Below are 12,001 nucleotides of genomic sequence, written 5' to 3'. Positions count from 1 at the left end.
ACCGAGATACCGGAAGTCTAACTGTTATGGCCCGTTGGTCAAGCGGCTAAGACGGCGGCCTCTCACGCCGCAAACGGGAGTTCGATTCTCCCACGGGTCACCAATCTTTTATAACAGTGCTGACGGTATAACAAAGTAGCAAACATAGTAATATGTTTCTAAATAAGGTTTCTTTTGAACAAGAGCGCGTAAGCGCAGGTAAAGTTTTCTTTGCTTACTTTCTTGTTCACAAGAAAGTAAGTGCGTGATTATTGTGACGAGGGTACACCTGTTCCCATTCCGAACACAGTAGTTAAGCTCGTTTACGGTGACAATACTTGGCTGGCGACGGCCCGGGAAGATAACTCATCGCGCATACCGAACACCGACTCGAAAGAGTCGGTGTTTTGTTTTCGTTAAGAATTCCCTGTTCACTCGAATTCACCTCTCCTTATATGATATAATAGCCTAAAATGGTGTTTTATCGCAAGCAGGGGGTCGAGAATGAACAAAATTCTGAAAGAAAAAATCAGCGAGTCGGTGTCGTCTGTCCTGCCGATCACGATCATCGTGCTGCTGCTCAGCGTGACGATCACACCGATGCCGGTCGGCACGATGGTGCTGTTTTTAACCGGTGCGGCGCTGCTCATCGTCGGCATGGCATTGTTTTCACTCGGCACGGACGTATCTATGACGCCTATGGGCGAGGGCATCGGCGCACAGCTGCCGCGCACGAAAAATCTGTTCATCGTGATACTCATTACGCTCATCATCGGCATACTCATCACGATCGCGGAGCCGGATCTGCAGGTTCTGGCCGGTCAGGTGCCGTCCATTCCAAACAATGTGCTGATCTGGACGGTCGCGGTCGGCGTCGGTCTGTTTTTCGTGCTGGCTATGCTGCGTACACTGTTCAAGATTCGTCTGTCGCTGCTGCTCATTGTGTTTTACGCGGTGGTGTTTATCCTGTCGGCTTTCGTGCCGAACGAGTTCGTTTCTGTGGCGTTTGACTCGGGCGGCGTGACCACCGGACCGGTCACCGTACCGTTCATCATGGCGCTCGGTGTCGGTTTAGCCTCCATCCGAGGCGATAGCGGCGCACAGGAGGACAGCTTTGGTCTGGTTGCGCTGTGCAGCATCGGACCGGTACTGGCGGTGCTGCTGCTTGGTATTTTCTATCCGACAAACGGTGCAGGCTACACGGCAGTGACCGTGCCGGACGTGGAGGATACCCGTCAGGCAGCACACACATTTGTGGTGGAGCTGCCCGCGTACATACACGAGGTTTTGTCCGCACTGGTGCCAATCATCCTGTTCTGCGCGGTATTTCAGCTGATTTTCCGCAGATTCCATACCATGCAGCTGCGCAAGATCGGCGTGGGCTTTGTGTACACATTTACCGGATTGTCGCTGTTTTTGACCGGCGTAAACGTCGGATTTATGCCCGTGGGACATTATCTTGGACAGCAGCTGGCGCTGAGCGGACGTGAATGGGTGCTGGTGCCGCTCGGTATGCTTATCGGCTATTTTCTGGTAACTGCGGAGCCGGCCGTGCATGTGCTCAATCGACAGGTCGAGTCCATCACAAACGGCGGCATCTCGCAGAGAGCGATGATGCTCAGCCTGTCCATCGGCGTGGCCTGCTCGGTCGGCATGGCTATGCTGCGCGTATTGACAGGTATTTCAATCTATTATATACTGGTGCCGGGTTATCTTGCCGCACTGGGACTGACTTTCTGCGTGCCGAAAATTTTCACCGGCATCGCATTTGACTCGGGCGGCGTTGCATCCGGTCCGATGACGACCACATTCCTGCTGCCGTTCGCCATGGGCGCGTGTGAAGCGCTCGGCGGCAACGTGATGACTGACGCCTTCGGTATTGTAGCTATGGTAGCCATGACCCCACTGCTTACCATTCAGGTGCTGGGTCTCATCTATAAAAAGAAACAGAACAGCGAGGATGCGTCCGATGTTTCCGCAGAGGATGAGGACAGCATCATCGTTTTGGAGGGAGCAGAGCATGAGTGAAAACCGACCGCAGATGACGGTTCAGAGCGCGGTAGAGGTCGTGGCGGCCGTTGTTGACGTGGAGCAGGGCGAAAAGGTGCTGCGTATCTATCGTGAGGAACAGGCGCCGGTGGACTTTGTGTGCATGGCACACGGCACGGCGCGCACGGAAATGCTCGACCTGCTCGGTATCGGTGAAACGGCAAAGGCCATTGTGATGTGTATGGTCAGCCGTCAGACCGGCGTTCGCCTGCTCAAAAGGCTCGGACGCGAGCTGGAAATGCGATATCCCGGACGCGGAATCGCGTTTACCATTCCGATTACAGGCATTGGTCTGCGGTGGCACAAACTGCTGACCGCTGCAGACGAGGAGCAAAAGGAGGTCAGCCGGATGCACGAGACAGAGAAGAACGACGGTTTTGACGTTGTAGCAGTTGTGATGGAGCGCGGCTATACCAACGTGGCGATGGATGCGGCGCGCAAGGCCGGTGCACGCGGCGGCACGGTCATTTCAGCGCGCGGTATTGCGGAAAATGAGGTTAAACGATTTTTCGGTATCGAAATTCAGGCCGAAAAGGAAATCGTGTTCCTCGTGGTGCGAAGCAACGAGAAACAGCAGGTTATGACGGCGCTGATGCAGGCGGTCGGAATGAAGACCCGCAGTCATGGCATTGTGCTGTCAATGCCGCTTTCGGCAGCCATCGGCTTGGCGGATTGAGAATGGAAAATGGAGAATGGAAAATAGGCGTCTGACGTTTGCTTTCTGTTCTCCGTTTTTTATTGTGTTATTTGGCGGCAAACGGCGGGAACCATTCCGCTCTGCACAATTTATCCCGCAAGGGAGCACAGTGTGCTCCCTCGCAACGTAAAAGAAAGCGCTCCACTCCGCACTCTCCACTCTTCACTCTGATAAAATAGTATGGTATAATAAGGGCAGTAATTTTCGCAGGGAGAACCCCTGACAGGAGTAGATAACCATGATAAATGAGCACATGATGGATTTAGGCAGCCGCCGTTCGACGATCCGCGAGCTGTTCGAGTACGGCAACAGCCGTGCGGCGATCGTTGGCCGCGAGAACGTATTCGATTTCTCGATCGGCAATCCGAACGTACCCGCCCCGGAGGCCGTTCGTCAGGCGATTTACGCCGAAGCGGCAGGTGATCCGGTTGCACTGCACGGCTATACCTCGGCACAGGGCGCCGCAGACGTGCGAGGCGCACTGGCGGACAGCCTTAACAAGCGTTTCGGCACGGACTACACCGGCGACAGCCTGTACCTGACTGCAGGCGCGGCAGCCGCACTCTCTTGTGCGTTCAAGGCGATCGTCTGCGAGGGTGACGAGATTATTGTGTTTGCGCCGTATTTCCCGGAATATAAAATGTTCATCGAAAGCGGTGCCGGTGCCAAGTGCGTCATTGTGCCGCCGTCTATCGCGGATTTTCAGATTGACTTCGGTGCTCTCGAACAGCGCCTGAATGAGCACACCAAGGCGGTCGTTGTCAACTCGCCGAACAACCCGTCCGGTGCAGTGTACTCCGAGCAGACCATCAAGCGCCTTGCCGACATGCTGCGCGGCAAGGAGAAGGAATACGGTCACCCGATTTACCTCATTTCGGACGAGCCGTACCGTGAGATCGTATATGATGGCGTGCAGGTGCCGTTCGTACCGCATTTCTACGACGATACCATTATCTGCTACTCGTACTCCAAGTCGCTGTCGCTGCCGGGTGAGCGTATCGGCTATGTACTCGTGCCGCCGGCAGCCGCCGACAGCAGAGAACTGTATGCCGCTGTCTGCGGTGCAGGCCGCGCACTCGGTTATGTTTGTGCGCCGAGTATGTTCCAGCGCGTGGCGGCACGCTGCGCCGACCAGACCAGCGATATTGCGGTCTACCAGACCAACCGCGACCTGCTCTTTAACGGTCTGACCTCGATGGGGTATCACTGTGTCAAGCCGGACGGCGCGTTTTATCTGTTCCCGCAGACGCTCGAGGCGGATGACCGCGCCTTCAGTGAACGCGCAAAGAAATATGACCTTCTGGTCGTTCCGGGTGCGGATTTCGGTGCTCCCGGTCATATGCGAATTTCTTACTGTGTGAAAACCGAGACCATCGAGCGTGCGCTGCCGCTGTTTGAACGACTGGCGAAGGAGTATCGCTGATTTATTATGTAAAGTTCACAAGTGGTTTCGGTTAATTATGTATAAGGTGTCAAGTTGCACTGTGCAAACTACACAAAATAACAATGGTTGAGTTGTGAGATATTCATAAAAACTTGCTCTTGTATTCTTTTCAGGGAAAGTGTATTATAATACCAGAGATCAGGAAAGGATCTCAAAAATACAATCACCTGAATCACTGAAAAGGAGTGCAAAGATTATGGGTATGAGAAGTTTCTTTAATGGACTGGTAAACGCTCGCATGGTAGAACTGGAAGGCGAACACATCAACGCTAAGACCATGAACCGTACCAATCGTCGCGGCAAGTAATCGTCTGATTAAAAAAACATCACACGAGGAGCCGTAACCGTACATGACAACTGAAGACAGTAAGTGAAACCCTTCCTCGGAAGGGTTTTTCTTTTGATGAAGGCAACACCGCACAATTAAAGCTGCGGCGCTTTACGGAAATTTTGTGTCCTGATGTCGTTCCGGCTTTACGGTAATACACAAAGTATTACCGCAAAACCGCGCCTAATCAGTACGCAAAATTTGCTCGTAAATCGCTCTTGTTCAATTATGCGGTATTGCCTTATCCGGTCGGATGCTCCTGTGCGAACTCGATCTGGCGGCGGAAGAACGCGGCGCGTTCCTCGAGCGTGGACGGCCGGATACTGTGCTTGCCGCAATCCGGACAGACGCGGGTTTCAGCGCTGCCGAAGAAGATAAAGTGGCAGCATTTGGTGTCGCAAGTGTAGATCATGGCTTCACCTCTCTTTTTTACTGAGGACAGTGTACCACAGAGAAAGTCCGATAAAACTCCCTTTCTTGCAGGAGAGCAGGGAAGTATGGTATACTGATAGCAGCAATCATAAAAATTTTGTCTGGGAGTATCAAAATGGGGGAACAAAAACGCAGTCTGTTACGTCAATTATATTTACCGGCGATTTTATGCACCGCTCTCTGGGGCAGTGCGGCGCCGTGCGTCAAGCGCGGGTACGAGCTGTTCGCTGTTTCGGCTGACGCGCCGTTTTCGCAGCTTGTATTCGCCGGCTGGCGGTTTGCGCTGGCGGGAATTCTTGTGCTGCTCGTGACCCGGCTGAAAGGGCACCGAATCGTGCCCAAACGGGACGAAATCAAGCCGATTCTGGCGATCAGCCTGTTTCAGAGCATGCTGCAGTATGTGTGCTACTACATCGGTCTGAGCGGCACGACCGGCACCAAAGGCTCGGTGCTCTCCGGCACGCAGACGTTTTTTGCGCTGCTGCTGGCGCATTGCCTGCTGCCGAATGACAAGCTCAACCGACGGAAAACGCTTGGCTGCATCTGCGGCTTTGCGGGCGTGCTCGCGCTCGGACTGGGCGGACTGAACGGCTTCAACCTCACCGGTGACGGTCTGGTGCTGCTGAGTGCGGTATCGGCGGGCGCGGGCGCGCTCGTCTCGCGCATTTACACGCCCGGCCGTGATCCCATGCTGCTGACCGGCTGGCAGCTGCTCATCGGCGGCTGTTTTCTGCTGGGTGTCAGTACGGCTGGCGGAGGCGCACTCGGTCGGGTGACGCTCGGCGGCGTGTTGCTGCTCGGCTACATGATCGCGCTGTCTGCGGCAGCGTTTACCATCTGGACGGCGCTTTTGGGTAAATTTCCGGTCGGAAAGGTCAGTCTGTTCGGCTTCCTGATTCCGGTGTTCGGCACGCTGTTCTCCGCGCTCGTGCTCGGCGAGAATATCTTCACCGCACGCAATCTGGCGGCGCTCGTGCTGGTCAGCGGAGGTATTGCGGTCGCAAACTCTGCAAGTACGAAAAAATAACACCGCAGACGGAATTGCGGTGCATAAAGGGTTAATCTATGGTATTTAGTTCTGCAATTTCGCTGTTTTTCTTTGTGCCGATCGTGTTTCTGCTCGATCGCAGGCTGTCGAACGTGGATGCGAAAAACACCTGGCTGCTCCTCGCAAGTCTGGTGTTCTACTCGTTCGGACAGGTGTATTACCTGCCGCTGCTGCTGCTCTCGGTGGCGCTTAACTATGTCTGCGGACGGCTGGCCGCAGGAAAGTACGCTAAACTCGGTGTCACACTCGCGGTCATCGGCGGGATAGGGCTGCTCGCCGTGTTCAAGTATGCGGATTTCGCTATCCGCACAGTGAACGCACTGTGCGGGCTGAGTCTGCCGCTGACCGGTATTGCGCTGCCCATCGGTATCTCGTTCTTCACCTTCCAAGGGCTAAGCTACGTTATTGACGTGTACCGGGAGCCGCAAATGGTCTCGCACTCGTTCAAGAAGGTGCTGCTGTACATCGCGTTTTTCCCGCAGCTGATCGCCGGGCCGATCGTCAAATACCATGACGTCGAGCAGGAGATCGACAGCCGCCGCACCACTCCGCAGGAGACCGCACTCGGCATCCGCCGGTTTATCTGCGGTCTGAGCAAAAAGCTGCTGCTGTCGAACGCGCTCGGTCAGATGGCGGATACCGTGTTCGCGCTGCCTGCCGGAGAAATCGGCATGCTGGCAGGATGGACGGGCGCCATTTGCTACACGCTGCAGATCTACTTCGATTTTTCCGGCTACAGCGATATGGCTATCGGTCTCGGACGCATGTTTGGCTTCCATTTCCGCGAAAACTTCAATTATCCGTACACCGCGACCACCATCAAGGAGTTCTGGCGCCGCTGGCACATTTCGCTGTCCGGCTGGTTCCGCGACTATCTGTATATTCCGCTTGGCGGCAACCGAAAGGGGAATGCGCGGACGTGGCTCAACCGGTTTCTTGTATTTTTCGCAACCGGTCTGTGGCACGGCGCGAGCTGGACGTTTGTCCTCTGGGGACTGTGGCACGGCTTGTTTTCCGTGCTTGAGGACTGCGGCGCGATTCCGGTAGACAAGCTCAAGGGTAAGCGCATCGGACAGCTGTACACGCTGCTCGTGGTCGTGCTCGGCTTTACGCTGTTCCGTGCGGACACGCTGGCGCAGGCTGGCGCCATGTATGCCGCGATGTTCTCCGGTATTGGTCTGCACTGGCTGGGCACGGCGGCTGTCTGGGCAAAATTTACGCCTGCGTTTGCACTGACGCTGTGTCTTGCACTGCTCCTGTGTACGCCTGTGGCCCGTGAGCATACGCCGAAACGTGAGAGTGTGACGTTCATCGGCTCTCTGGGTTTACTGCTGCTGTGCATGATGTACCTTGCGGCAGGCTCGTTTAATCCGTTCATTTACTTCCGATTTTGAGGTGAAATATGAAATATAAATGGTTTACAGCGGCGTTTTTGTCGCTGTGCCTGATTCCGGCAGCGGGTATGCTCGTGCTGCCCAAGCAGCAGGCGGCAGGCAATGAGCATCTCACGCCCAAGCCGAGCCTGTGGAACGCGCAGACCGGCTGGAACGCAGACTTTCTCGGCGACCTGACTGATTATGTTGCCGACCATTTCGGCTTTCGCCAGGAGCTCGTCACCGCGAATGCCGCCCTGCAGACCAGGCTGCTGTGCACCTCGCCTGCTGAGGACGTCATTTACGGTACAGACGGCTGGCTGTACTACGCGAAAACGCTCGATGATTATCAGAATCACGCAACGCTGACCGAGAGTGAGGCGCAGCAGCTGGCGCAGACGGTAAAATCCATGCAGGACTACTGCGAAAGCCGCGGCGCGCGCTTTCTGTTCACGATTGCGCCGAATAAAAGCTCGCTTTATCCGGAGCACATGCCTGCGCGCTACCTGACCGAGGATGCGGACGGCAACTACGAACGCGTGCTGCCGTATCTCGAGCGGGAGGGCGTGAACTATGCCGACCTGTTCTCCGTGTTTCGCGCACACGCAAACGTGCTGTATTATAAGACCGACTCGCACTGGACGAACCGGGGTGCCGCGCTCGCACACGATTATCTGATGAACACGCTCGGTCTGCCGCATACGGCGTTCACGGACGCGGACTATACGACCGAGCGGAGCCACAGCGGCGATCTTTACCAAATGCTGTACCCGAAAGGCACGCAAAGGGAGGAAACGCAGGTGTATCAGACCTCGTTTTCGTATGTGAACCCGCCGCGCTCGGACGAGGATATCCTCATGCAGACCACACAGGAGAATGCGCCGAACGGCCGTCTGCTGCTGTGCCGCGATTCGTTCGGCAATGCGCTGCATCCGTTTCTTGCGGAGGATTTCCGTAAGGCGATCATCACCCGGCAGATGCCGTATCCGCTGGAGCAGGTGCAGGAGGGCGATACGGTCATCATCGAGATCGTTGAGCGAAATCTGCCGAATATTTTCAAGGCAATACCGCATGATTGAACAAGAGCGATTTGCAAGTAAATTTTGTGTACTGACGCGACGCGGTTTTGCGGTAATACTTGATGTATTACCGCGAAACCGCAACAAAGTCAGGACGTAAAATTTCTGCAAAGCGCCGCAGCTTTAATTGTGCGGTGTTGCCTCAGATATTCACCGGATTTGGGGAACAAAACCGAACCGTAATCCGTCTAATCAGTATCCGCAAGAGAAATAAACAATATGGAGGAAATTCTATGAAAAAGCTGACAGCCATGCTGCTGGCACTAACGCTCTGCTTTGGTCTTGCTGCGTGCGGCGGCAACATCGCACAGGACGATACCAAGGACGAGAGCCAGACCGTCCAGACCGGCAAAACCGAGGATAAGAAGGACGAAGCGAAGACTGAGGAGAAATCCGACGAGGCCAAGACCGAGACCGAGACTGACGATAAGACCTCGACCGACAGCAAAACCGAGGATAAAACCAACGAAACCAAGCCGGTGACGAGCAGCACGAACACCACGACCGCAAAGCCGTCTGCTTCAGCGGGCACGAGCAAGCCGTCTGCCTCGACGAGCAAACCGGCGGCATCTGCTCCGGCAAGCAAGCCGGCACAGAGCAAGCCTGCGGCAAGCGCTCCGGCTGAGACCAAACCCGCAGAACCGGCGAAGCCGACTGCCTCTCAGGCGAGCGGGTACGTCGGCTCGTCCGCATCTGCACTCGAGAGCGCACTCGGCGCACCGACATCCAAGAGCTATTCGCCGAGCTGCATGGGCGAAGGTGAGGACGGCATCTGGACGTATGACGGGTTTACCGTTTATACCTATAAAGAGGGCGGTTCGGAGACTGTCGAAGCAGTTCAATAAATTAGCAGTTAGTAATCGACGATACGGTTTTATGTTTCGCAGGGGAGGCCAGTGGCCTCCCTTTTTCGCGTTCTGCAGAGGTAAAATAAAAGGGCAGACCGGTGGTCTGCCCTATGGGAGATAAAATTCCCAATTACTGATTCATCAGAGAATGCGTCGCTGCGGTTTATTCGCTACCTGCTTCACGGCCTTGCACGGCACGCCGATGGCAAGCATACCTGCCGGTATATCCTCCGTCACAACGCTGCCTGCGCCGATGACGGCGTTATCACCGATGGTGACGCCCGGGCAAATCTGCACGCCCATGCCAATCCAGACGTTATTGCCGATGGTGACCGGCTTGGCATATTCCAGTCCGGCGTTGCGCTGTGCAACATCGAACGGATGGCCTGCGGTCGAGATACAGCAGTTCGGGCCGATGAACACATGGTCGCCGATGGTGACCGGCGCCGCGTCTAGAATCACAAGGTTATGGTTTGCATAAAATGCACGGCCGACACGCGTATGGCTGCCGTAATCGACAAAAAACGGCGGCTCAATGACGATATCGGGCGCACAGGCGCCTAAAATGGTATGCAGAAGGGCGTTTTTCTCCTCCTTCTGGGAGGAACGGAGTGTATTGTAATCCATGCACAGGTCGCTGGTCTGCGCACGCGCTTCGAGCAGCGCAGGGTCGCTGTTGGCGTCGTACAGCAGGCCGGAAGCGGCTTTTTCAAGTTCGGTCATCGTCAGGGTTCCTCCTTAATTCTGGTGGCGTACCAGTTCATAATCATCGCCGGAGCGGTAGTACGGACAGCTTTTGCCGGTCTGCATCAGGCGGTAAAATTCGTCCTCATCCAGATAGGCTTCGCATACATATTCATCCATTTCATCATCGTAGACGTTGTAGGCGCAGTCGTCACAGGTTCCGGTCATCGGTCAGCGCTCCTTTCGATTTGGTCGATTGCGGATTGCAGAATAGCCTCGGGGTCGTTGCCGCAGATGTCGAGACACTCCGCATAGATGAGTCTGGTCTCGCGGATACCGAAGTATTCTTCGGCCATAGCGGTCAAATAGTCGAAGCTGAACCGCGGGTCGTACGCGCCGCCTGCGGTGGTGATGTAGGTCAGACTGCGGGCGCGGCACAGGCCGCACGACTGTCCGTGGTCGTTGTAGGCGCTGACAATGCCGGTGACATAAATGTTCTCAATGTAGGTTTTCAGCTGTGCCGGAAAGCCCAGATCCCAGTAGGGAGCGGCAATGATGATATCGTCGGCATCAGCAAACTGGTGGGCATAATCGAACATCGGGTCGTGCCATTTGCCGCCGGCAATGAGCGATTCGCGGTGAGCAAGCCGTTCACGGTCGAGCGGGACAAGCGGCTGATCGTATATGTTCAGCTCAGTGACGTCGCTTATGCGTGCGAGATAGGCGCGCGCCAGCCGTGCCGTCCGCGACTCTTCCCGCGGACAGGCGTTGATGTAGAGTGTCATGGTATCCTTCCTTCTTCTTGTTCCTAACTATATAGTATAGCAGAAAAATGAGGAATTAGGAATTAGTAATTAGAAATTATTGTGAGGATGAAACCCATCCCTGCGGTACAGCTCAACAAATTAGCAGATTATTTTATGCTGTTTACCAGAGCCTGCCAAACTGCGGTATCGAAATTTTCATCCGCAATAAAGCAGTAGCTATACTGGCTATCCTTCCACTCGGTCGAGGTATAACCTGTCTCGGCATAGAGCAGTGCGTCCGTACCCTCGAGTTTCTCGCCGGAAACGGTGTGGTTCATACCTTCGAGCGCGTCTTCGCCTTTACCCATGCAGTATTTAAGTGTATGTCCTTCTGCGTCCGCATACACAACAACAGCCATGCCGAACTGATCGGATGCCGAATCGAACGCATAACCGTCCGGCAAGGTCTGCGGCAGCGCAAACGGGAAGGAGAGCGCAGCGGCAAGCGCGTCTGTCGTGTCGTAATCCTGCGGCGCAGCGGCTGTAACAGGCGGTTCCTTTCCCGCACCATCCGGATTTGCAGGCGTGCGATTCATCTGCGTAACAGCTGTGCCGCCGATAATCAGTACCAGACAAGCTGCAGCCGCTCCGTATCTTCTCCAGGCGGGCGGTTTGCGCACCGGCGGTTTATCCAGCGCATCATGCAGGCGCTGCTCGAGGTCAGAAGACGGATTGATATGCTCCATCAAACGGTTGTACTTATTCATCGAAATCATACGCCTCCTTCAGTGTCTCTTTGAGCATACTGCGTCCGCGGTGCAGCAGAGAACGCACGGTGCTCTCCTTCTGTCCGAGAATGCGTGCGATTTCCGCGGCAGAATACCCTTCATGGTAGAACGGATGAATGGGTTCGCGGTACTTGGGCGGCAGAGCACGCACAGCATCCCACACAAAGGCGAGGTTACTGTCTAACTCATCGCACGGATAGCTTTCCTCGAGTGCGTTCGTGTGCTTGAACCACGCCGAATTCAGCTTGTTTTTGCTCAGGTTGATGGCAACACGGAGCAGGGAATCAGTGAGACAGAGGTCGCGGCGGTAGTCAGCAGCACCTTATAAAAGAGTGAAGAGTGGTGATTTTCTCCACTCTTTCTCTTTTGCGGGTATACAGAAAAAGAGTGGAAAGTTCTTCACTCTCCACTCTTAAATCTTCACTCTGTGAAATCAGTCAGCCCAGTACTTCGCAACATGTGCCTTGGTAACCTCAGCGGCCTTCTTGATATTCTCCTCGTTGGAC

13 protein-coding genes, 1 tRNA gene and 1 rRNA gene are annotated in these 12,001 nt (G+C 55.0%); 9 read left to right on the top strand and 6 right to left on the bottom strand.

Annotation, left to right across the window (positions count from 1 at the left end):
* Nucleotides 1-28 precede the first annotated feature (28 nt).
* The 5 genes from IEY11_RS14310 to IEY11_RS14290 all read left to right on the top strand — a co-directional run bounded on the left by IEY11_RS14310 (nucleotide 29) and on the right by IEY11_RS14290 (nucleotide 4,148).
* Nucleotides 29-103: transfer RNA gene (locus IEY11_RS14310), tRNA-Glu, on the top strand.
* Nucleotides 104-240: 137 nt separating this feature from the next.
* Nucleotides 241-357: ribosomal RNA gene (gene rrf / locus IEY11_RS14305) — 5S ribosomal RNA — on the top strand.
* A 126-nt stretch (nucleotides 358-483) separates the two neighbouring features.
* Entirely contained in the window at nucleotides 484-2,007 is a 1,524-nt protein-coding gene (locus IEY11_RS14300) for a DUF1538 domain-containing protein (protein ID WP_188886878.1), read from the top strand.
* Entirely contained in the window at nucleotides 2,000-2,704 is a 705-nt protein-coding gene (locus IEY11_RS14295) for a hypothetical protein (RefSeq protein WP_188886877.1), read from the top strand. Before IEY11_RS14300 ends, IEY11_RS14295 begins: the two co-directional genes overlap by 8 nt.
* 259 nt (nucleotides 2,705-2,963) lie before the next feature.
* Nucleotides 2,964-4,148, top strand: coding sequence for a pyridoxal phosphate-dependent aminotransferase (locus IEY11_RS14290; protein WP_188886876.1), 1,185 nt, complete (start codon nucleotides 2,964-2,966; stop codon nucleotides 4,146-4,148).
* 590 nt (nucleotides 4,149-4,738) lie between these two features.
* Here IEY11_RS14290 and IEY11_RS14285 read toward each other — a convergent pair.
* The gene (locus IEY11_RS14285) at nucleotides 4,739-4,909 is read right to left on the bottom strand and encodes a hypothetical protein (RefSeq protein ID WP_158575305.1); all 171 of its coding nucleotides are present in this window, start codon (nucleotides 4,907-4,909) and stop codon (nucleotides 4,739-4,741) included.
* A 135-nt stretch (nucleotides 4,910-5,044) separates the two neighbouring features.
* Between IEY11_RS14285 and IEY11_RS14280 the strand changes: the two genes are divergently transcribed.
* The 4 genes from IEY11_RS14280 to IEY11_RS14265 all read left to right on the top strand — a co-directional run bounded on the left by IEY11_RS14280 (nucleotide 5,045) and on the right by IEY11_RS14265 (nucleotide 9,274).
* Nucleotides 5,045-5,956, top strand: a complete 912-nt coding sequence (locus tag IEY11_RS14280; RefSeq protein WP_188886875.1) for a DMT family transporter — start codon at nucleotides 5,045-5,047, stop codon at nucleotides 5,954-5,956.
* Between the two features lie 38 nt (nucleotides 5,957-5,994).
* Entirely contained in the window at nucleotides 5,995-7,371 is a 1,377-nt protein-coding gene (locus tag IEY11_RS14275) for an MBOAT family O-acyltransferase (RefSeq protein WP_188886874.1), read from the top strand.
* An 8-nt stretch (nucleotides 7,372-7,379) separates the two neighbouring features.
* Complete coding sequence (locus tag IEY11_RS14270; protein ID WP_188886873.1) at nucleotides 7,380-8,429, top strand: alginate O-acetyltransferase AlgX-related protein; 1,050 nt, start codon at nucleotides 7,380-7,382, stop codon at nucleotides 8,427-8,429.
* A 233-nt stretch (nucleotides 8,430-8,662) separates the two neighbouring features.
* On the top strand, nucleotides 8,663-9,274 hold the full coding sequence (locus tag IEY11_RS14265; RefSeq protein ID WP_188886872.1) for a hypothetical protein: 612 nt from the start codon (nucleotides 8,663-8,665) through the stop codon (nucleotides 9,272-9,274).
* Between the two features lie 144 nt (nucleotides 9,275-9,418).
* Here IEY11_RS14265 and IEY11_RS14260 read toward each other — a convergent pair whose 3' ends face one another.
* From IEY11_RS14260 to IEY11_RS14240, 5 genes are all read right to left on the bottom strand, one after another.
* A complete protein-coding gene (locus IEY11_RS14260; RefSeq protein ID WP_118730283.1) occupies nucleotides 9,419-10,000 on the bottom strand; it encodes a sugar O-acetyltransferase in 582 nt (193 codons plus the stop codon).
* A gap of 15 nt (nucleotides 10,001-10,015) precedes the next feature.
* A complete protein-coding gene (locus IEY11_RS14255) occupies nucleotides 10,016-10,189 on the bottom strand; it encodes a DUF6472 family protein (RefSeq protein ID WP_165815537.1) in 174 nt (57 codons plus the stop codon).
* Nucleotides 10,186-10,746, bottom strand: coding sequence for an NAD(P)H-dependent oxidoreductase (locus tag IEY11_RS14250; RefSeq protein WP_118730284.1), 561 nt, complete (start codon nucleotides 10,744-10,746; stop codon nucleotides 10,186-10,188). Before IEY11_RS14250 ends, IEY11_RS14255 begins: the two co-directional genes overlap by 4 nt.
* A gap of 128 nt (nucleotides 10,747-10,874) precedes the next feature.
* Nucleotides 10,875-11,474 (bottom strand): hypothetical protein, encoded by a 600-nt coding sequence (locus IEY11_RS14245; RefSeq protein WP_188886871.1) that lies wholly within the window; start codon nucleotides 11,472-11,474, stop codon nucleotides 10,875-10,877.
* Nucleotides 11,467-11,658, bottom strand: coding sequence for an RNA polymerase sigma factor (locus IEY11_RS14240; protein WP_158578385.1), 192 nt, complete (start codon nucleotides 11,656-11,658; stop codon nucleotides 11,467-11,469). The genes IEY11_RS14245 and IEY11_RS14240 overlap by 8 nt, the downstream gene beginning before the upstream one ends.
* Nucleotides 11,659-12,001 lie beyond the last annotated feature (343 nt).

Source organism: Butyricicoccus faecihominis (assembly GCF_014648015.1).
Lineage (GTDB): Bacteria > Bacillota > Clostridia > Oscillospirales > Butyricicoccaceae > Agathobaculum > Agathobaculum butyriciproducens.
Note: the sequence above shows the minus strand (reverse complement) of the source record. Positions and strands in the feature narration are given on the sequence as shown.

Bases quoted from the DNA above. Each gene is read 5' to 3' on its own strand.
- IEY11_RS14280 (WP_188886875.1), top strand. From the start codon at position 5,045: ATGGGGGAACAAAAACGCAGTCTGTTACGTCAATTATATTTACCGGCG.
- IEY11_RS14255 (WP_165815537.1), bottom strand. From the start codon at position 10,189: ATGACCGGAACCTGTGACGACTGCGCCTACAACGTCTACGATGATGAA.
- IEY11_RS14265 (WP_188886872.1), top strand. From the start codon at position 8,663: ATGAAAAAGCTGACAGCCATGCTGCTGGCACTAACGCTCTGCTTTGGT.
- IEY11_RS14285 (WP_158575305.1), bottom strand. From the start codon at position 4,909: ATGATCTACACTTGCGACACCAAATGCTGCCACTTTATCTTCTTCGGC.
- IEY11_RS14260 (WP_118730283.1), bottom strand. From the start codon at position 10,000: ATGACCGAACTTGAAAAAGCCGCTTCCGGCCTGCTGTACGACGCCAAC.
- IEY11_RS14300 (WP_188886878.1), top strand. From the start codon at position 484: ATGAACAAAATTCTGAAAGAAAAAATCAGCGAGTCGGTGTCGTCTGTC.
- IEY11_RS14250 (WP_118730284.1), bottom strand. From the start codon at position 10,746: ATGACACTCTACATCAACGCCTGTCCGCGGGAAGAGTCGCGGACGGCA.
- IEY11_RS14295 (WP_188886877.1), top strand. From the start codon at position 2,000: ATGAGTGAAAACCGACCGCAGATGACGGTTCAGAGCGCGGTAGAGGTC.
- IEY11_RS14290 (WP_188886876.1), top strand. From the start codon at position 2,964: ATGATAAATGAGCACATGATGGATTTAGGCAGCCGCCGTTCGACGATC.
- IEY11_RS14270 (WP_188886873.1), top strand. From the start codon at position 7,380: ATGAAATATAAATGGTTTACAGCGGCGTTTTTGTCGCTGTGCCTGATT.
- IEY11_RS14245 (WP_188886871.1), bottom strand. From the start codon at position 11,474: ATGAATAAGTACAACCGTTTGATGGAGCATATCAATCCGTCTTCTGAC.
- IEY11_RS14275 (WP_188886874.1), top strand. From the start codon at position 5,995: ATGGTATTTAGTTCTGCAATTTCGCTGTTTTTCTTTGTGCCGATCGTG.